Genomic DNA, 19,927 nt, shown 5'->3' on the forward strand with positions numbered 1-19,927 from the left:
GCTCCGCATGCTCATCCGACGCTCGACGAGCCGCTACCGCTGGGACGGCCGCCCCACCACCCGACGCCTCAAGTGATCCATTTGCCGGTCGGTCTAAATCCGCGCTCCGTGTGGTGACGGCTCGTCGGGCTGATCACGAGGACGGAATGTGCGGTGTCCATCCCACGACACCGAGACGAACGCTTGCCGGAGGTCATCACGAAGACCTGACCGATCCGGCGGGCAGCGGGCAGCGGCAGCGGCAGCGGCAGCGGCAGCGGCAGCGGCAGCGGCAGCGGCAAGATCATGCCCCCGATTACGAGCAATCACCGAGAAGTCCGACAGCGAGCCCTGCAGCCCCAGCGACTTTCGGCGTGGAGAGCATCGAGAACCGGAACTACGGCAGATTCGCCTCGGCCGAGTCGGCAAGGACGAACTCGGCCGAGGCGAAGTCCGTGATGCGATCCCGGCAGGGGCCGCGATCGTGCTGACGGTCACGCCTGTGTCGGCGCCACCCCTGACCTGATGGCATGGATGTCGGTACCCGGCTGTTGCGCTACTTCACCAACGGCTACGGCATCGCTCTCGCCCCGAAACCTCCACGCGTTTCCACGCCCGGTCCGCCATCATCCGCCGGTCCGACATCATCTGACGGTCCGTCTGCAGCGCCGGCGCCAGCAAGGCCGTCGCCGCCCCGGGCACCCCCGCCGACACCAGCCCCGCCGTCCGGGGCTTCGTCCGCTGCTGTCCGGGCAGCAGCCCACCCCGGGCCCGGCGGAACCGTCGCGTGATCCGACACTGCGGCCGGCCTCCAGCCGGAGTGCCAGGCCGGATCGGACAACCTTCGCCTCGCTGGTGGAGCACGGAGGAGTGAATCGGTGGGGTGGTGCAGAGGAATCTGCCACGATCGCCGGATGGGCGCATTGAATGCAGCGGCAGGCAGGGTTGCTGAAGGGGCCACCGTGACGTTCCGGCCCAGCGGCTCCTCGATGGTCCCGCTGATACGGAGCCGGCAGCAGGTGGTCGTCGCTCCGGTCGACCCGTCGAAGGTGGAGGTCGGGGACATCGTCCTCGCCCGTGTCGCCGGGTCGGTGTACTTGCACTTGGTGTCGTCCGTGGACCTCGCCGGGAAGCGGGTGCAGATCAGTAACAACCGAGGCCTCGTCAACGGCTGGACCAGCCACGATCGTGTCTTCGGTATCTGTGTGACGGTCGACGGCGTCACCAGGTCGAAGGTCGCGGGCAAGACGCTCACGGCCGACTCCGACGACTCCTCCTGAACCTGACGCTCCAACGGCATCGGGCCGCCAAGCTGTCCAGGTGGCCGTACGAGTGCGTGTTCGCGAGATCGATGACGACGAGGGCAGGCGGCTTGCTGCCCACAGTCCGCAGAGGCACGGGCTCGGTGGTGACCCGGCGGCACGCGTGCAGATGGTGCTGCTGTCCGCTCAGGGCATGCCGGACGGAAGCGTGAGCGGAGGGGCCTGCACGTGATCGACATCAAAGACATCGACGCCTCCTCGGACTTGACGTCGGCAAGGGCGAACACCACGCCACCGCCGTCGGTCCAGCGTTCTCTGCCGAACCACGGTCGTCATCTCCGTGCCGGTCATGCCGAGGCACCTTTCCTCTCGCGTCGGGTCAGAAATCAAGGGGCGGGAGCATCACGGGCGGGGTGACCCGGTCACGCCCGGCGAGCGCCACGCCGGTATCGACAGCGTCGTCCAGGCGCGCAGCAGCCACTCCAGCGGGCCGTAGGCGTGGCGCCGCAGCCACCATCGGCCGACGACCGTCTGTGCGGCGAACAGGGCCAGGGCGATACCCGCGACGCCGATGGGTGCGACGCGGCCGACCAGCGCGGCCCCGAAGCCGGTGAAGACCAGGGCGCAGACCAGGGACTGGCCGAGGTAGTTGGTCAGCGACATCCGTCCGGCCGGCGCGAGCGTGGTGACCACGGCCCGGCCGTAGCGGCCGTGGGCGAGACGCAGCACGGTCGCCGCGTAGGCGGCGGCGAGCAGCGGGGCGGTGATGACGTCGAGGCCGAGGGCGAAGAGCTGGTAGGCGGTCTCGGGGTGGTTGAGGCTCGCGTCCGCGTAGACGATGCCGCCGAGCAGCCCGACCGTGAACCCGGCCCACTGGAGCCGACGCAGGAGCGTGAGGTGACGGTCGGTGTCCGCGAGGCCCCGTCGGCGCCCGGCGGCCAGGCCCAGCAGGAAGGCGGCGAGCGCGGACGGAGCCTGGAAGAAGACCAGCAGGAGGACGACGTCAGGCAGTTGCCTGAGGTGGGCGCCCATGACGGATGCAGGTCCGCCGCGCAGGTCCTCGGTCGCCTGTGCCGCGGCGGAGGCCGTGGACGGGGCAATGCCGCCGCCCCCGCCCGCCTGACCGACGGCGAGCGCGAGGAGCCCGTATCCGATGGCGGTGACCGCCAGCAACGCGAAGGCCGTCCACACCACCGTGCGGGGCCGGACGCGGCGCAGCGCGAACAGGATCAGGCCGAGGACGGCGTACAGGGTGAGGATGTCGCCGGGAAAGAGCACGACGGCGTGTACGGCGCCGATCACGAACAGGCCGGTCAGGCGGCGCAGGAAGCGTGGTCCGAACCGGGCGCCGCGCCGCTCGGCCGAGTCGATCTGCAGCGTGAAGCTGTAGCCGAAGAGGAACGAGAACAACAGGAAGAACTTGGCTTCGAAGAAGACCGCCACCAGCCCGCGGACGGCCTCGCTCGGCGGCCCGCCGAGTCCGGGGTCCTCCAGGCCGGTGCCGTGGTAGGCGGAGGCCATGTAGGTGATGTTGACCATCAGGATGCCGAACAGCGCGAAGCCGCGCAGCGCGTCGACCTGCGCCAGCCTCTCACCACCGCTCTGCCTCCGCTCCGCTGTCGTGGGGACGGGGCGCGAGGGGTTCTCCGTACGCGACCGGGCTCTCATGGTACTCCAAACTATCGAATCTGAAACGATCGTTTTCAATGCGAGCGTACTATAGTTGGCGGTAGACGTAATAGGGCAGACGGAGGCGCACGACGGCCTTCACCGGGAGAGAGGGACAACCGTGGGCGAGCGGCCGGAGTCGACAGGCGGAGGAGGCGGAGGAGGAGGCGGCGCACCCCGCTCGCGCCGGGAGATCCCCCCGGGAACCGAGGAACAGGTGGCCGCGCTGTACTGGGAGGCGTTCGGCCGCAAGCTCGGCATCGCACTCGGCCCGCCCCGGAAGGGCCGGACGTTCCTCGCGTCCCATCTGCACCACGACCGGGGCATCACCGCACTCGACAGCGGGGGCCGGGTCGTCGGAGTCGCCGGATACGACCTCGCGGGCCGTGCCCTGACCGGCGGATCGGCGCGTGACGTCCTGTCCGGCTACGGGCTGCTCCGCGGGGTGCCGCGGCTGGCCCTCCTCGCCGTTCTCGCGCGGAGGCCGGCCGAGGACGAGCTCGTGATGGACGGCATCTGCGTGGCGTCGTCGCACCGCGGTCTCGGCATCGGCAGCATGCTGCTGCGCGAGGTCGCCGCCGTGGCCGCCGAGCACGGCTGCTCCCGGATCCGGCTCGATGTCGTCGACGTCAACCCGCGGGCCAGGGCCCTGTACGAACGCCACGGCTTCACCGCGGTACGCACGCGGCGGGCCCCGTTCCTGCGGACACTGATGGGCTTCGGCGCGGTGACTACCATGCATCGTCCGGTCACCCCGAAGGACCTGACGACCTGAATGACCCGAATACCCGAATGACCTGAACGACTTGTACGGCCTGGACGAAGGAAGCACTCGATGAATCACAGGGACACAGCGGAGACGGACCGCCCGGAAATCCCGACGCGGCTGCTGGTGCATGCCCTGGTGCGCGAGGACGGCACCGTTGACACCGGTGAGCTCTACGCCGTCGCCGGACTCCTGGACATGACCGACCAGCAGGTCCGGCTGTGCGTCAAACGCCTGGTCGCCGAGGGCCGGTTCACCCAGGAGGGCCGGGGACGCAAGGCCGTACTGCGGGCCGTGGCCGCCGGAGCGACCGGGGCCATCGCCCCCGACGCCGACCATGTGCGCTACGCCTACCGTCAGGACCACGGACTCGCCCCCTGGGACGGTGCCTGGCACCTGTTCGCCTTCGCCGTCCCGGAGTCCCGCCGCACCGCCCGCGACGCCCTGCGGGAGACACTGCTGCATCTGGGCGCGGCGCCCGTCCAGGGCGGGCTGTACGTCAGCGCCAACCCCATCGCCGAACTGGTCGAGGCCCAGGCCCAACACCTCGGCGTACTCGACTCGGTCACCTTCCTCACCAGTACCGACCTGCGCATCGGCGGCACCGACGACCCCCGGCGGCTGGCAGCCGCCATATGGCCCCTGGACGAGATCGCCGCCCGGCACGAACGCCTCGCCGGCTTCGCCCGTGCGTCGGCCGGCCGCCTGTCGCGGGGAGGAGGCCTGTCCGGGGCCGAACAGCTCACCCTGGCCGTGGAACTCGCCGCGGAATTCACCCGCGCCATGACCCCCGACCCGCTCCTGCCCCCGGAACTGCTGCCCCAGCCCTGGCCCGGCAGCCTGGCCCGCCGGCTTGCCCAGGAGTGCTGGACCGCCCTGCGCACCCTCCCCACGGCCGAGGACGCTCCCACGTCGCCGCATTGCCTGTTCCGTATCTACGGCGACGCGATCACCCCGCCCGACGGGCGGTGATGCACGGCGCGGAGCCCGACAGCGCACGCGGCGACCGCGCGCATCCTGGGCGTGGGCCGGGTCGGCCGGATCGGCTGCCAGCCGCGAGCTGCGAGCCGCGAGCGATGAACTCTGAGGCCTGCCCCGACGCCATGGCGGTGAGCGCGGTCCGCTGACCGAAAGGGTCGACGGCCCGAGCAGCGGTGCGGTGGGGACGGCGGCGCGTTCGGCAACCGGCCGGGGACGGTGGAGACACGCGCGGGCTCTGCCGGATACCCGGCAGAGCCCGCCCCGCAATCCGGCCGGATCAGCGGGTCACTCGACCCTCGTCCCCCGGTAGCCCACCGGCCCCTCGCCGGGGAACCGGGCGGTTCCCCGGAACGAGCTGCCGCCGTCGAAGAAGGTGACGCTGCCGTTTCCCTCGTCGCTGGACCAGGTGACGTTCGTGCCGGTGGAGGGAGCACCGTCCGCGGGTACGACCTCGCTGCGATTGGCCAGGGAAATCGTGAGCGGCTCGTCCGGCTGCCACCCTCCCCCGCCGGTGTGAATCTCAGTCTGGTACGTAGCCATGTCTGCTCCTTGCTCCTCGGTTCGGCCGGCGCGGTTCGAAGGACTGCTGCGCTGCCCGCACCAGAGTCAGACGTTCACGTGGCCGCATGCCCGGCAACCGGACGCAAACCACACCTTCGGCTGATCCCGGAGCGCGCGGTCACCGCCTTCCCCACACGCGAGCCGTCCTCGCGTACGGCCACCGCTGAGAGCCCCAGCCCTCATGGCATGCGCGCACCCGTTCCGGTCATCGCGGACGCGGCCCCATATAGCACCGACCGGGTACGTGGATCCGGCGCCGACCGCGTCGTCGAGCGTGGCGCCGATGTCGCCGCCTGCGGTCGCCCACCGGCAACCGGCGGTGTTCCCGGCCTTGTGGACGGCCTTTTCTGACGACCTCTCCTGACAGCCTTTCCTGACGGCCTCGCGTGCGACTTCGTATGAGCCGCGCTGCGCGGCGTCGTCGGGACGTCCGCATACCTGTGGTGTGCGGACGTCCCTCCGCCTCGCGATGCTCCGCGTCCGATGCCGCGTGCTGCTCCGCAAGGTTGCCGAACAGTCCTTACTCGATGGTCAGCGTGAAGAACCTGACAGTGAGCGCATCCGCGCCCGGGGAGGGGGGAAACTCGACGCGCTCCACGAACGCGCCCCCGAAGTGATACCGCTTCACGGGGTTGTCCATGCTGTCGAGCAACGCGACGGTGATGTCCTTCAGGCGCCCCGGGCGACCCGCGAGCGCGTCATCGGTCCAGCGCTCGACCGCGAAGCTGTGGAAATCGCCCCGCACCAAGGTCACTCGGTGGTTCTCGACATCCAGGCCGTTGACCTCACGGAGGTACTCGACAGAGCTTCCGTCCATCTGCAGGAGGAAGTTGTGAGCAGTGAGCGCGTCGCCCGGCTTGAGTCCGTCCGACGAGACCGCACCGGCGGGCGCGGCTGTGGCAGGGGCGGCCGAGGCCCCCAGCTCGGCTCCCGTCAGGGCCAGCAGGACGGCGGTGGTGACAGCCGTCCAACGAGCTGCCCGACGTCCGACAAGAGATCTGCTCATACCATTTCCCCGTTCTGAAGAGCACGTGCGACCACGTGCCCCTACCCCACGCAGCGGAGCCGAAAGGGCCGGAACCGGCCGACTTCGCCCCACGAATGCCCATAGCCAACACGGCTCATCCCCAGCCCCGGAGACCCCAAAGACCCCAGAGACCCCAACGCCCCCGGTGAGCGTGGGCGGCGCAGGCCCCTGAGCGGGGCCCTGTTCGTGAGCACGTGGGCTTGTTGCCGGGCCGGCCTCGGTCGGCAGGGAGGTCGGGCGGCTCGGCCGCGCCGCTCCCGCGGCCGAGTGGCGAAGGCACCGGTCGAGGGCGACCATGGATGAGGAGATGACGCATGGAGGTATTCATCTCCTGGCCCGGAGATCCGAGCGAAGACACCGGGCGGATCCTCACCGACAGCGCTCCGGCAGAGCAGCCGCCGGCCAGCGGCCCTCAGGACGGGCGAGCGGCCCTCACGTTGCGGCCACCCGCATCTGCTTGCGAGCCTCACGCGCCGCTGCGTGTCGGGGGCGGTCAACGGTCGACGGAGTAGGAGCAGCGAGGCACGACGGTGTCCGGAAGCCCTCATGCCCATCGGTGCTCGGCACGGGACGATCACGTACGCACGTTGCGCGTACGGATCATTCGCGTACGGACATACCGCGCACCGGAGTCACGCGTACGAGCATCCAGAGCGACCGCAGCGGGTCGCCCGGGACGGCCTGTCGCGCCCCGTGCTCTCCGGAACAGCCCGGCGCCCCGCCCCACGAGGTCGCGTCCGTATCGCTCGTACACAGCCGGGGGTTCCTACACAGCCAGGGAAGGGGCCGTCCCATGCCTGCCACCACCGTCGACTGCGACGTGGTCTTCTTCGACCTGCGCGACACCCTCGGAGAAGTCGACCGGCCCGGTCATCTCGCGCTGTACCGGCCGAGCACCGAGAAGCTGCTCGACGCCGTGCGGCAGCTGGTGGGGCTGCGTATCGGCGTGATCACCAACCTGCCCGCGGAGGTCAGCGCCGAGCAGGGACATCGGATGATCGCCGAGGCCGTCGTCACCGAACACAACGGCAGCGTCGTCCACCTCGCCGACATCCTGGACCCGCAGGGCATCGTGATCAACCACGAGGCCAAGCTGGACAAGCCCGATCCCGCCATCTACCGCTTCGCGGCCGATCAGATGCGCGTACCGATCGAGCGGTGCCTGTTCGTCGGGGAGAACCTCATCGAAGTCCTCGCCGCCCAGGCTGCCGGCATGCGCGGCATGCTCAAGCCGTCGCCGCCCGGCAAGGAGTTCCAGCCCGCGGTGATCACGCGGCACGGGATGTCGATCCGTGACAGCGGCCGTGCCTTCGAGGAGTTCCTCGAACAGGAGCATCTGCTCGGCGAACGTATCTTCGCCTGCGGCAGCCGCATCGTCAGCGCGCTCGCACCGGTGCACCGGGCGCAGGACATCCCGCCGGAAGTGCGCACCGCGATGGGGATGTTCGTGTACACGCTCACCAACTTCGCGGACCAGGCACACCTGAAGGCCGAGGAGGCGATCGTGCCACTGGCCGTCGCACGCGGTATGCCGCCCGACCATGCCCGCTGGATGTTCGACCAGCACGACCAGGCCCGCGCCTACTGGGAGGCGATCCGCGTCGCCTGGCAGCGGATCCAGAACGGCGACCCCGGCGACGTGGTCCACGCGATCTCCGACTTCCGCCGCTGCACGGAGGGTTTCGTCCTGCTCTTCCGGTCGCATGCGGTACGCGAGAACGACGAGCTGTATCCGGAGCTGGGGCGCTACCTCACCGACGCGGACGACGCGACCGTGCTCGCCATCGTCCGCCACACCGGCCCGCCGGACATCGGTCCCTACGCGGCGATCGTCGCCGCGACGGAAGAGGCCCTCGACAAGGCGGATGTCGCGGACGGCACACGTGGCGCCGACGACGTGGGCGGCGCGGACGGGGGGAACGCGGCGGACAGCGCGGACGGGGCGACCCGTATCGCCGGAAAGGCCTGACCATGTGGATCCTGCGACCGCCCGACACCGGCTGCTTCGACACGGACCAGCGGCGGGCCGTGGAGGTGCTCTTCGACGCGATCCTGCCCGGCGGGGACCGCCGGCCCGGCGCGGCCGACGCCGATGCCGCCGAATACGTCGACCGGCTCCTGGTCATGGGCCCCGGGACGCATCCGGAGATTCCGGCATGGCGTCAGGCCTACCCGGTGCTGCTCTCCGCGCTCGACTCCGCCGCGCGACAGGCGTACGCCGGACGCGGCGTCGCCGGACTCGACCGTGCCGAGGCCACCGCGCTGCTGCGCGACCTGGGCGCGGGGACCCTGCCCGCCTGGCCCCCGGACGCTCTCGCCCAGCCGGCCGCGTTCGCCCTGCTGCGGGCCCACTGCATCGAGGGCTGCTTCGGGGACCCGCGCTGGGGCGGCAACCGTGAAGCGGTGATCTGGCACTGGTACGGCTATCCCACACCGGCCGAACCCTTCACCCGCCCCACCACCATGACCGCCGACCGGCCCGGGGAGGACTCATGACCGCCACGGCCGACGCGCCAGGCGCACCCCACGCACCCCACGCACCCGGCACATACGACGTGATCGTCGTGGGCGCCGGCGCGGGAGGCGGCACCGCGGCCCGCGTACTCACCGCGCGGGGACGCCACGTCGCCGTACTGGAGAAGGGCCCGCTCCCGGCCTCCGACGATTTCCTCCCGTACGACGAACTCCACTTCCATACGCACAAGGCGCTCATCCCGCACCGCGATACCGACCCCAACATCTATATGGCCGGACCGGCCCAGGACCGGCCCACCCGGGTCGAGCGCTGGTGGAACGTCAACATGGCCGGCGGCGCGACGAACGTGTGGGACGCCAACGTGCCCCGCTACACCGAGGAGGACTTCCGCGTCCTGGACCACCTGCATGACGTGCCACCCGACGCGGATATGGTGAACTGGCCCTGGAACTACGGTGAGTTCGAGCCGTGGTTCGAGCGGGCCGAGTACGAGTGGGGCGTCTCCGGGCGGGCCCGGCAGTCCCCCGCCCAGGAACCGCTCCGGGCCGGCTACGACTACGCGATGCCGCCGCTGCGCCCGCACGCGGCCGTGCCGTTCCTGACCGAGGCGTTCGGCCGCGCCGGAATGCGGCCCTACCTCGGCCCCCGCGCCATCAACTCCCGGGTGTACGACGGCCGTCCGGCCTGCTCGTTCTGCGGCTTCAACCAGTTCTTCGGCTGCGGTCTGAACTCACGGGCCTCGGCGCTGAACACCGTGCTCCAGCGCGCCCTGGCCACCGGCCGGTGCGATCTGCTGACCGGACACTGCGTCACCCGGATCGTCCACGAGGACGGGCGGGTACGCGGCGTGATGTACCGGACCGAGCCCGGCGGGCCCGAACGGTTCCTGGGGGCGTCCCAGGTGGTGGTGTCCATCCAGACCATCGAGTCGGCACGGCTGTTCCTCGTGTCGCAGGTGCCCGACCCCAACCGGATGATCGGCCACTATCTGACCTATCACACCCACGGGAACGCCGAACTCACCTTCCCGCTCCAGCCCGTGTGGACCGGTGGCGGCGCTCAGCAGCCCTCCACCGCGATCGGCTCCCTGCAACTGCGCGACCTGTACGTGGTCGACGACCCCGCCACCCCGGTCACGAAGGCCGGCAAGTTCTCCGTGTACGACCCCTACACCTGTGTGCCGCCGGTCCGGCTCGTGAAGGCCGCCGCGCTCGGGCCGGGCCGCGGCGGCCTGTGGGGCGAGGACCTGTACGCCTACCTCGACGAACTGCGTCGCCAGGGCGGCGTCTACTTCTCCTTCACCGGCGAGGCGCTCTCCCTGTACGACAACCGGGTCGAACTCGACCCCGACGTCACCGACCCGTGGGGCATGCCCGCCGCCCGGATCTGGTACCGGCACCACGCCTACGACCTCGCCGCGGCCCGCTACGCCATCGACCGTGTGGTGCGGGTGATGGAGGACGCGGGCGGCGAGCTGCGCGGCTACGACGTTCCCGGCGCGGAGAACCCCGGCTACGGGCACGTACAGGGCACGCTGCGCGCCGGCACCGATCCCGACGCCTCCGTGCTCGACGAGAACTGCCAGTCGCACACCGTCTCCGGACTCTACGTCCTCGACTGTGCGTTCATGCCGACCGCCGGTGCCTCGAACCCCACCCTGACGCTTCTCGCCAACGCCTACCGGGTGTGCGAGCGGCTCCCGGACCCCGACTGAGTCGCGTGTCCTCGATGAGCCGCACCGGCACACCGAGCGACCCGCGCACCGAGCGACCCGCGCACCGACTCCGGACGGACCGGGAAACGATTCGAAAGGCAGCATCATGGACACCCTCGACGAGCGAGTCGACATCGCCCGCGCACTGCTGTCCGCCGGGGTCACCCAGGCGGACCTCGAACTGTCGCCCGACCTGGCCGCGGCGCCGGAAGGCCCCGTCCTGGCTGCCGATCTCGGGATCGTCTTCCCCGACGGGCTCGCTCCCGTCCCCCAGCCGTTCGACGTCGAGCCGTCCCCCGACGCCGCGCTGCCCCGCGCGGACATCGTCGTGATCACCTGGACAGTCGCCGAACAGAACGCCCTCGCCGATGTGTTCACCCAGGGCTTCGGCCGACTGCGCTGGTACCGGTACACACGCCGTTTCGAGGAGCACTACCGGCCGCTCATCAGAGGCGGAGCGCCCTCGCTCTCCGCCCGCCCACCGCGCCTGGGCTCGTACTTCCCCGTCAAGCTCGGCGACCTGGACGTGCTGTGCGTCAAGTCCGAACTCCACCTCAACCAGGACGGTCTCAAGACCGGCGAAGGCACCGCCACCCTGCCCGTCCGGGACTTCTTCGAGCAGATCATCGAGGAGGTCCGGCCGCGGGTGATCGCCACCATCGGCACCTCGGGCAGCGTCTTCGGCGAGTTCCCCCTGGGCGACGTCGTGGTCACACGCGCGGCGAAGTTCCGCTGCCAGAAGGAGTTCCGCAACGAGGAGTTCAACGGCCGCGCGTTCCAGTGCGACTGGACCCTCCCGCTCGGCCGCGTCGACGAGGCGCAGAAGCTGATGCGCGGCTTCTCCGACCGGCTCACCGAACCGCTGTTCGGCCCGCCGTCCACCCGCTTCCCCTTCCCCGGGCCGCTGCTCGTGCCGCCCGACAACGAGCCGACCGTCCGCATCGAGCAGGGCGCGCGGGACATGCCCGAGTTCCACCCGATCCTGACCACCGACTACTTCGAGTACGGCACATCCACCAACGGCCTGGAACAGGAGGGGGCAGCCGTAGAGATGGGCGACGCCGCGCTCGGGCTGGCCTGCGCCGACCTCACCGACGCGGGTTCGGACCACGTGCCCGACTGGGTGGTGGTCCGAAACATGTCCGACCCCCAGATCAACGGCAAACTCCCCACCCGCGAGTTCCGCCTCAACCAGCAGACCATGTGGGCGGTGGCCTACTACGAGTCGTACGGCTACTGGACCAGCGTCTGCGGCGCGCTCACCACATGGGGCCTGCTCGCGGGTCTCTCCGAGGCGGGCTTCGACCATGCCTGACCCCCCGGCCGTCACCCGGCTCCCCATCGAGGTCGAGCTGCTCTTCGAGCTCATGCCCTGCAACGCGCTGCGCACCTCGCAGTACGCCGGACCAGGGGCCCATCCGTGCGCGTACTTCCGCTCGTGGGGTACCTACCACTCGTACGACTACGACGCCGACGGGCCGCCGCCGGACGCCTCGATCGTGCGGCCCTCGCACTACACCGGCCGGATGACTCCGCTGCCGGAGCCGCTGTCCGGCTGCCGCAAGGCGCCGATCCTCGCCGTCGGCATCAACCCCAACCTTCCGGGCTGGTGGCCCGACAGCCACGGCTCGCTCACCCCCGACTTCGACTCCGTGCGCCAGTACGCGCACTACTTCCGGCACCGGGGGGTGTTCAAGCCCGAGCTGCCCGAGGACGCGTACCGCGCCTTCGGCGGCGGACCCGACGACGATCCCCTGGCCGGGGTCCCGCTGAACGTGCCCGAGGACGCGCAGGGCCGGCGTGGGATCCCGGTCCGCGAGCAGCCGCAGCGTATGTACCTCGTCTACCAGCGGCTGCTGGACGACCTCGGCGCCGAACTGGGCCTCGACCGGGGCACGCTCGCCGTCGGCGAGGACCTGTCGTACGGCAACATGGTCGCCTGCGCCTCGGCCAAGTGGACCACCCGGAGCGACCCGGACGACCCGCGGCTCCCGCCGATGACCGACGACCAGCGAGTCGGGATCGTCGGCGAGTGCTTCCGCACCCGCCGCCATCTGCTGCGCCAGATGTTCCAGTCGCTGCCGGCCGTGATCCTCGTGCTCGGGCAGAGCACCGCCAACGCGTTCACCGGCGAACTCGGCGACCGTCTGTCGCCCGTTCCGGCCCCGGACACCCCCATGGCGCAGCTGATGGCGACCGAGGTCCGGCTCACCTACGGCGCCCTCGACGACGGCGAGGAACTCGACGCCCGGGTGCTCTTCGCCCCGCATCCCACCGGACACCCCGACGACTACGCGCGGGCCCGGCCACTGCTCGTCGAACAACTCCTGCATGAAGCCCGCTCCGGCCGGCTGGCTCACGACGAACGCATCGGGCACCTGACGCGCCCCCGCGGTTCGTGCTCCTTCTGTCCTCTGCTCGACATCGGCCCGTGCCCGTACGACGAGGTGCTCACGCCGCTCCCGGGCGGCGGCCCCGCCCTGCTCGCCGACGGAGCCGCACCCGTCGGGGCGGAGAAACGGACCCAGCTGCGGCTGCTCGACGGGATCACCGAGCGGGCCGCACCTGTCGCCGAGGTCTGGGCACACACCGACGACCGGGAGGACTGACACCGAAACGCCCCATCAGCGCCACCCCCCTCCGAAAGCGAGACCACGATGTCCGGCAGAGCCGACCCCGAGGGAGTCCCCGACAGGCAGTACCGGATCGCCGTCTACTTCGACACCGACCGGGAGGCCGAGGGCATCGAGGCGATCCTCGGTGACCGGGCGCACCGCTACCAGGGGGTCATCCTCGCCGAGACCTCCGGGGAGCGGATCGCCCGGCTTCGCGCGGCCGACTGCATCATCGACGTCCGCGCCGATCTCACGGCCGAGCACGCGGCACGCGAGGAGCCCGCCGCGACGGACGCCCCGCCCGGCAGTGACGGCCCGCAGAGCATGCTGCCCCCGCGCGGCGCGGGCGCCTCCGGCACCACCGACCGGGTGGCACCGGACCCGGAGTTCGTGGCGGACCTCACCGAGCGTGCCATGGACGCGTACGCACAGGAAGCGGCCGGTGCGGAGGGCGCGGCGCCCCTTCCCGTCGCGTCGGGCGAGCCGGACCACAACACCTATCTGGTACGTCTGCGAGGTCCGCTGGACCGGACCCGCCGCGCCGTTCTCGCCGGGATCGGTGCCCACGTCATACAGTTTCAGCCGCCCGGAACCTACCGGCTCCGCCTCACCCCCGGGCAACGCGACCTGGTCGCCGGCCTGCCGTGGGTGACCGCCGTACGACCGTGGGGGCTCGCCGACACGGTCACGCGGGCGCTCGACGACGCGCTCGCCCCGGACTCCCCCGGTGCCGCCGGTCCGCGACTGCTCGCCGACGAGGGCGTCGCCGCCGCGGACCCCTACCTCGACACGTTCGACGTTCTTGTGCACGATCCCCACGATCTCGTCACATTGCGGCCCGTTCTCGAAGCCACGCCCGGCGTCGAGGTGCTCGCCGCCGTCGATGTGATGCTGCGCTTTCGCACCGGCCTGACCGGGGACCGGCGGCGCGACCTGCTCGCCGTGATCGCCGCCCGGGAGGAAACCCGTCAGGTCTCCCCCTACCGGCCGCCCCTGCTCTTCGCCGACCATGCCCGCCGGCTCGTCGGCGTGGACCGTGTCGGACCGCGGGCCGACGCCGCCGAGCCGCCGGCCCAGGTGCCCTGGACCGGGGCGGGCGAGATCGTCGGTGTGTTCGACAGTGGCATCGACGGCACCCACCCCGACCTCGTCGACCGCATCGTCGTCAATGAATCCCTGGTCGGCGGTGAGGCGTTCGACTTCGCCGGCCACGGCACGCATGTGGCCGGCATCGTCGTCGGCTCCGGCGCGGCGAGCGGTGGCCTGATCACCGGTGTCGCCCCCGGCGCCCGGCTGGCCGTCTTCCGCGTCTTCGACGAGGACAACCGGCTCCACGTGGGGCCCAGTCTGGGCCCGATGCTCGCCCGTGCCGTCGACGCGGGAGCCCGCGTCATCAACCTCAGTTGGGGCAACCCGCTGTCGGGCACCTACGACCAGTACTCGCTCGCCGTGGACAGCTTCGTCGCCGAGCATCCCGACGTCCTCGTCGTCGTCGCGGCCGGCAACAGCGGTGTCGCTCCCAAGGGAACCCACGAGTTCAACACCTGCGGCACCCCCGCCACCGCCAAGAACGCGCTCACCGTCGGCGCGTGCACCACCGACCGGGACAACGACGGCCTCGCCGATCTGACCTGGAACCGCTTCCGTCAGCCCCAGTTCCCGCTGCCGCCGGCCGGCGTCGAGCATGTGTGCGGCAACCCCGACCTGCCTGCCGCGATCAGCAGCCGGGGCCCCAGCGACTACGGCAGTGTCGTGCCGCACCTGCTCGCTCCGGGCACCTTCGTGCTCTCGGCCCGCAGCAGCAGCACGCGGATGGACCCGCGGCTCCCCTGGCGTGACTCCCCCGACCACGACGGGCGCTACATGTACATCGGCGGCACCAGCATGGCCGCTCCCGTCGTCGCCGGTGCCGCCGCCGTCGTCCGGCAGTACCTGCGCGAGGTCCGCCGGCTCGCGTCACCCTCCGCCGCGCTCATGAAAGCCGTCCTCATCGCCGCGACCCGCCGCCTGCCCTCGCTGCGTACGCCGCACAGCGCCCAGGATCTCGGCTACCCCGACTTCGACCAGGGCTTCGGGCGGCTGGACCTGACCCTCGTCCTGCCCACCCCCGACGCGCCGGCGGACCGCCGGATCGTATGGGCCGATCTGCCGGACGCCGATCCCGGCGCGCTCGAAGCGTTCGCCGACCCGGAGGGCACCCGGCGCGGCAGCCGCACCTACCGCCTCACCGTGCCGGACGGCCCCCACACCGACGATCTGAGAGTCGTCCTGGCCTGGACCGACCGCCCCGGCAACGCCGTGCAGAACAACCTCGACCTCGCGGTGACCACACCCGACGGCACCATTCATGTCGGCAACGAGGAGCACGCCTACAACAAGGTCCCCGGCTTCGACCGCACCGCCGTGGCACAACTCACCGGTCTCCCGCTCGACCGCGCCAACACGGTCGAAGCCGTCCGGATCGGCAACCCGGTGCCCGGCACGTACTCGATCAAGGTGTTCGCTCAGAACACGCCCTTCCCCGCGCAGGGTTACGCGGTGTGCGCCGCCGGTCCGATCAGCGAAGAGGAGCTGACGACACCATGAGGATCGCCGCAGTCGGCGGCAACGCCCTGCACGCCCCGCCCCACACCCGCACCGCGCTGACATCCGCCTACGTCCAGGGTGCCGACGTCCTCGTCTTCGACGTCGCCGTGACCGCGGACGGACGCGTCGTGCCCGGCTCGGATCAGGGTCTGCCCCGCCAGGCCGGCTCGACGGCCTCGGTCGGCGAACTCACGTTCACCGGTCTGCGCGCGCTCGACCTGAGCGCGGCCTTCAGACCGCGCGGCTCCCCGCACTTCCGCTACCGGCCCCAGGGCCACGCGCCTGTGCGCGTCGAGGCCCTCGACGACCTCCTCGACGCGTCGCCCGACGACATCACCTATGTGGTGCGGGTGAGCACCGGCGGCGCGGACACGGTCGCCGCCGTCATGGACATCTTCAGCCGCCGAGCCGCCACCGCGCGTCTCGTCGTCGCCGCATCCGACCCCGCTCTGCTGCGCCACACGCGTGGGCTCGGCCCCGATGCGGGCACCGCGCTGACCGGCACCGCGCTGCACGGCCCCGGTGCCGGCCCGGACCCGGGCGTGCTCGACGCGGCCCTTCGGGACGGGGCTCTCGACCTGGTCCTGGCCGGTCTCGACGATCTGATAGGCCCCGACGGCCGGCCCACCGGCCTCGGCCTCCGGCTCGGCGAGGCCCGGCACTCGGAGGATCTGCGGCTCGGCGTGCTGGTCCTGCCCCGGGCCGATGGGAGCATCGGCGACATCGCGCTCGCCGCCGCGCAGCCGTACACGTGGGCGGTCGGCACCGAGTCCACCTTCGACACCGCCGAAGCCCTCCGCCCCGGTACCCGCCGGCTCGACGAGACCTTCGCCGGCACTCACATCGACACCCGCCGCTTCGCGCTCGGCTACGCCAAGGCCAATTCCTACTGCCATGTCTTCCAGGACGACGGCATCCACGTTCGTATCACCCCGTACACGGGAGACCTCCGGCCGCCCCGGCCCGCCGACCCGGTCGAGCGCCGCCTCGCCGAGCTGGAGGAGCGCACCTGGGACGCGCTCGGCGACTGGCCGTTCTACAGCGGCGGCGGCTTCGGCGTGGTCCACGGTCTGCGCGGCGACTTCGCCGCCGAGGTGCGGGTCGACTCGGCGGTGGCGGCCCAGGCCACCATGTGCGAGATGGCGGCGGTCAACGCCGACCCCGGCACACACCGCCCGCCGTACAACGACGACGGCTCACCGTGGTTCCCTCGTTCCTTCCGGGACAAGGACGCCTTCTACGACCCCCACGGCGCACCGCCGTTCGTCGGCGCCGAACACGACGAGGACGACGGCTACCGGATCAACTGGAACCTGGGCACGCTCTACGACACCAACCAGTACGGGCCGCCCGTGGGCGACGGCCGGGTGCTCGCGGCCCGGCTGCGGCTGGAGCGGCGCGGTGCCTGCTTCGCCGCGTACACCCGCAACGACGTCGATGCCCACGACTGGGTGTGCGTCGGGACGGTGCGCAACGAATCGATGAACGAGACCGTGCACCTGCGGTGTTCCGGGAAGCGGTGGCGCCAGGAGGACGCGGCCGATCCGTCGCGCTACCTGCCTGTCCAGGCCAACGAGTTCGTCTTCCGGGACCTGCGCATCACGTGTTACTACTGAGCGCACGGTTCGGGGCCGGGCGATGTCCACGCCGGCTTCCCCCACGGCGGGACCGGAGCGCCGGCCGGCGGCGGTGACGGCCTCGCTGATCGGTGCGGTGCCGGACGGGGCGTCCTCGCGCGCGCCTATCCGGGCAGCTCCCCGGCCGGGGCGAAGGTCACTTCGGACGCCGGGAGCACGCGGATGCTCCGCCGGGGGAAGCCGAGGTGCCGGAAGATCTCGTTGTGGTGCGCGACCGACCGCCCCGGGGCGGCGTACTCGCCGCTGTCGGGCCGGACGGACGTGGTGTGCCCGTCGGCGACCAGCACCAGGTCGTACCCGTGGCTCAGCGCCTGTCGCGCGGTGGTGTCCACACAGATCTCGGTCGCGAACCCGGTGACGATCACCTCGCTGATGCCCCGCGCCCTCAGGACCGCGTCGAGGTCTGTGCCCAGGAAGCTGTCCGGGCTGCTCTTGTGGACGACGGCCTCACCGGCAGCGGGCGCGAGTTCGGGCACGATCCGCCAGCCCTCGGTCCCGGCCTCCAGCCCGGCACCCCGGTCCTGGATCGTGACGACCGGTATGCCGGCGGCCATGGCGCGTTCGCGCAGCCCCGCGATCACGGCGACGGTCTCGGCGGCCCGGTGGGCGATGGCCACCGGGCCGTTCTGCATGTCGATGACGAGGAGCGCGCAGGCGTGTGACATGGGGTCACGGTAGCGGCTCCCCTGCGGGCGGCGACATGGTCACGGGGCTCCGCCCGCCGCCCCGGTCTCCGCCTGTCCCGGTGCCGGGGAGCGCAGCCACACCGCCGTGTCGCGGGGCAGCCGGCCCTCGGCGTCCAGTGGACCGCTGGACAGGATCAGGTGCTCGTACGCCGGGAGGGCGGCGGGCTCGTCGGAGAGGTTGACCACGCACATCAGGCCGTGCGGGCGGGTGAAGGCGAGGACACCGTCGCCGGCCGGGAGCCAGGTCAGCGGTCCGTCGCCGAAGCCCTCGGCACCACGGCGCAGCCGGAGGGCCTCGCGGTAGAGCGCGAGCATCGAACCGGGGTCCGCGCGCTGCCGGTCGACCGCGTAGCGGGACCAGTCCCGGGGCTGGGGCAGCCATGGCTCGGACGTCGAACCGAACCCGTACGAAGGCGCTTCGGCGTGCCAGGGCAGCGGGACACGGCAGCCGTCCCGCCCGGGGTCGGTGCCACCGGAGCGGGCGTGCATGGGGTCCTGGATGCGGTCGCGGGGGATGTCGGCCTCGGGCAGACCGAGTTCCTCCCCCTGGTAGAGGTAGACCGATCCGGGCAGGGCGAGGGTCAGCATCGCGGCGGCGCGGGCGCGCCGGGTGCCGAGGCCGAGGTCGGTGGGCGTGCCGAAGGCCTTCGTGGCGAAGTCGAAGCCGGTGTCCTCGCGTCCGTAGCGGGTGACCGTGCGGGTCACATCATGGTTGGACAGGACCCAGGTCGCGGGGGCGCCGACGGGGGCGTGTTCGGCGAGGGTGTCGTCGATGGTCCGGCGGAGCCGGTCCGCGGCCCAGGGACAGGCGAGAAAGTTGAAGTTGAACGCGGTGTGGAGCTCGTCGGGGCGCAGATAGCGGGCGAAGCGCTCGGAGTCCGGCAGCCAGACCTCGCCGACGAAGACACCGTCGTACTCGTCGGCCACGGCGCGCCAGGAGCGGTAGATGCCGTGGAGTTCGTCCTGGTCGATGTACGGGTGGGGGTCGACGCCCTCGGTGAAGTCGGCCAGTGCCGGGTCCTTGGCGAGCAGGGCGGCCGAGTCGATCCGTACGCCCGCCACTCCGCGCCCGAACCAGAAGCGGAGGATGGATTCGTGTTCCGTGCGGACCGCCGGGTGGGCCCAGTTGAGGTCCGGCTGCTGGGGGGTGAAGAGGTGCAGGTACCACTCGCCGTCCGGGACGCGGGTCCAGGTCTGCCCGGAGAACTGGGAGGGCCAGGTGTTGGGCGGGAGCTCTCCGTTCTCCCCGCGGCCGGGCCGGAAATGGAAGAGCTCCCGCTCGGGGCTGCCGGGGCCGGCCTCCAGCGCGGCACGGAACCACGCGTGCTGGTCGGAGACATGGTTGGGGACGATGTCGACGATGACCCGGATGCCGAGATCCCGGGCTTCGGCGATCAGCTTCTCGGCCTCGGCGAGCGTACCGAAGGCGGGGTCGATGGCGCGGTAGTCGGCGACGTCGTAGCCGCCGTCCACCAGCGGGGAGAGGTACCAGGGCGTGAACCAGACCGCGTCGACGCCGAGTTCGGCCAGGTAGGGCAGTCTCGCCCGGACACCCGCGAGGTCTCCGGTGCCATCACCGTCACCGTCGGCGAAACTGCGCGGGTACACCTGGTAGATGACGGCGTCGCGCCACCAGTCGTCGGTGCGATGCGAGTGAGGGGCTGCCACGTGACGGTCCTTTCGGGCAGTTCGGGTGTTCTCGGGGTGCGGCGAATGGCGAGGGGGCGGGATCCGCCGGTCAGCCCTTGAGGCCGCCGGCGGTGAGGCCGCTCATGAGTGGTCCCCTTCGGGCCATGAAAGTGAAGGACTCCCCCACCGCCGGTGCGTTGTGGGGCGCCGCACACTCAACCACCCACACCAAGCCCCCGCAAGATATCGCGCTGATTTAGTAATTGACTGACAGAGAGAGGAACAAGGCACGCGGAACCGAGCCACGCAGAGGACAGTGCGCGCAACGGGCAGTACGCGG

The 19,927-nt window shown here is 71.3% G+C and carries 16 protein-coding genes and 1 pseudogene; 11 read left to right on the forward strand and 6 right to left on the reverse strand.

What is annotated here, in order from left to right:
• Positions 1-68: 68 nt before the first annotated feature.
• Complete coding sequence (locus ACIGJO_RS11745) at positions 69-287, reverse strand: hypothetical protein (protein WP_399955742.1); 219 nt, start codon at positions 285-287, stop codon at positions 69-71.
• A gap of 654 nt (positions 288-941) precedes the next feature.
• On the opposite strand from ACIGJO_RS11745, the gene ACIGJO_RS11750 reads away from it, so the two are divergent.
• Entirely contained in the window at positions 942-1,259 is a 318-nt protein-coding gene (locus tag ACIGJO_RS11750) for a S26 family signal peptidase (RefSeq protein WP_399955745.1), read from the forward strand.
• 40 nt (positions 1,260-1,299) lie between these two features.
• A pseudogene (locus ACIGJO_RS11755) lies at positions 1,300-1,455 on the forward strand (IS630 family transposase); the annotation flags it as partial.
• A 188-nt stretch (positions 1,456-1,643) separates the two neighbouring features.
• On the opposite strand, the gene ACIGJO_RS11760 reads toward ACIGJO_RS11755, so the two are convergent.
• Positions 1,644-2,909, reverse strand: coding sequence for a DUF418 domain-containing protein (locus ACIGJO_RS11760; RefSeq protein ID WP_399955748.1), 1,266 nt, complete (start codon positions 2,907-2,909; stop codon positions 1,644-1,646).
• A gap of 217 nt (positions 2,910-3,126) precedes the next feature.
• Between ACIGJO_RS11760 and ACIGJO_RS11765 the strand changes: the two genes are divergently transcribed.
• Positions 3,127-3,684 (forward strand): GNAT family N-acetyltransferase, encoded by a 558-nt coding sequence (locus ACIGJO_RS11765; RefSeq protein WP_399955751.1) that lies wholly within the window; start codon positions 3,127-3,129, stop codon positions 3,682-3,684.
• A 60-nt stretch (positions 3,685-3,744) separates the two neighbouring features.
• Positions 3,745-4,647 carry a PaaX family transcriptional regulator C-terminal domain-containing protein gene (locus ACIGJO_RS11770; protein ID WP_399955754.1) on the forward strand — a complete coding sequence of 301 codons (903 nt, stop codon included), beginning with the start codon at positions 3,745-3,747 and terminating at the stop codon, positions 4,645-4,647.
• A gap of 294 nt (positions 4,648-4,941) precedes the next feature.
• On the opposite strand, the gene ACIGJO_RS11775 is transcribed toward ACIGJO_RS11770, so the two are convergent.
• Both ACIGJO_RS11775 and ACIGJO_RS11780 read right to left on the reverse strand, forming a co-directional pair.
• Positions 4,942-5,196, reverse strand: a complete 255-nt coding sequence (locus ACIGJO_RS11775) for a hypothetical protein (RefSeq protein WP_399955757.1) — start codon at positions 5,194-5,196, stop codon at positions 4,942-4,944.
• Positions 5,197-5,737: 541 nt separating this feature from the next.
• Positions 5,738-6,223, reverse strand: coding sequence for a hypothetical protein (locus tag ACIGJO_RS11780; protein ID WP_399955760.1), 486 nt, complete (start codon positions 6,221-6,223; stop codon positions 5,738-5,740).
• Positions 6,224-7,037: 814 nt separating this feature from the next.
• Between ACIGJO_RS11780 and ACIGJO_RS11785 the strand changes: the two genes are divergently transcribed.
• The 7 genes from ACIGJO_RS11785 to ACIGJO_RS11815 all read left to right on the forward strand — a co-directional run bounded on the left by ACIGJO_RS11785 (position 7,038) and on the right by ACIGJO_RS11815 (position 17,251).
• A complete protein-coding gene (locus tag ACIGJO_RS11785) occupies positions 7,038-8,213 on the forward strand; it encodes an HAD family hydrolase (protein ID WP_399955764.1) in 1,176 nt (391 codons plus the stop codon).
• A 2-nt stretch (positions 8,214-8,215) separates the two neighbouring features.
• The gene (locus ACIGJO_RS11790; RefSeq protein WP_399955767.1) at positions 8,216-8,740 is read left to right on the forward strand and encodes a gluconate 2-dehydrogenase subunit 3 family protein; all 525 of its coding nucleotides are present in this window, start codon (positions 8,216-8,218) and stop codon (positions 8,738-8,740) included.
• Complete coding sequence (locus ACIGJO_RS11795) at positions 8,737-10,434, forward strand: GMC oxidoreductase (protein ID WP_399955770.1); 1,698 nt, start codon at positions 8,737-8,739, stop codon at positions 10,432-10,434. The genes ACIGJO_RS11790 and ACIGJO_RS11795 overlap by 4 nt, the downstream gene beginning before the upstream one ends.
• Before the next feature lie 106 nt (positions 10,435-10,540).
• Entirely contained in the window at positions 10,541-11,749 is a 1,209-nt protein-coding gene (locus ACIGJO_RS11800) for a hypothetical protein (RefSeq protein WP_399955772.1), read from the forward strand.
• Entirely contained in the window at positions 11,742-13,043 is a 1,302-nt protein-coding gene (locus ACIGJO_RS11805) for a hypothetical protein (protein ID WP_399955775.1), read from the forward strand. Before ACIGJO_RS11800 ends, ACIGJO_RS11805 begins: the two co-directional genes overlap by 8 nt.
• Positions 13,044-13,091: 48 nt before the next feature.
• Positions 13,092-15,635 carry a S8 family serine peptidase gene (locus tag ACIGJO_RS11810; RefSeq protein WP_399955778.1) on the forward strand — a complete coding sequence of 848 codons (2,544 nt, stop codon included), beginning with the start codon at positions 13,092-13,094 and terminating at the stop codon, positions 15,633-15,635.
• Complete coding sequence (locus ACIGJO_RS11815) at positions 15,632-17,251, forward strand: glycerophosphodiester phosphodiesterase family protein (RefSeq protein WP_399955781.1); 1,620 nt, start codon at positions 15,632-15,634, stop codon at positions 17,249-17,251. Before ACIGJO_RS11810 ends, ACIGJO_RS11815 begins: the two co-directional genes overlap by 4 nt.
• A gap of 125 nt (positions 17,252-17,376) precedes the next feature.
• On the opposite strand, the gene ACIGJO_RS11820 is transcribed toward ACIGJO_RS11815, so the two are convergent.
• Together ACIGJO_RS11820 and ACIGJO_RS11825 are read right to left on the reverse strand one after the other, a co-directional pair.
• On the reverse strand, positions 17,377-17,937 hold the full coding sequence (locus ACIGJO_RS11820) for a cysteine hydrolase family protein (RefSeq protein WP_399955784.1): 561 nt from the start codon (positions 17,935-17,937) through the stop codon (positions 17,377-17,379).
• 39 nt (positions 17,938-17,976) lie between these two features.
• Complete coding sequence (locus ACIGJO_RS11825) at positions 17,977-19,626, reverse strand: glycoside hydrolase family 13 protein (protein ID WP_399955787.1); 1,650 nt, start codon at positions 19,624-19,626, stop codon at positions 17,977-17,979.
• Positions 19,627-19,927: the final 301 nt, after the last annotated feature.

It is taken from the genome of Streptomyces sp. NPDC079020, from assembly GCF_044542225.1.
GTDB lineage: Bacteria > Actinomycetota > Actinomycetes > Streptomycetales > Streptomycetaceae > Streptomyces.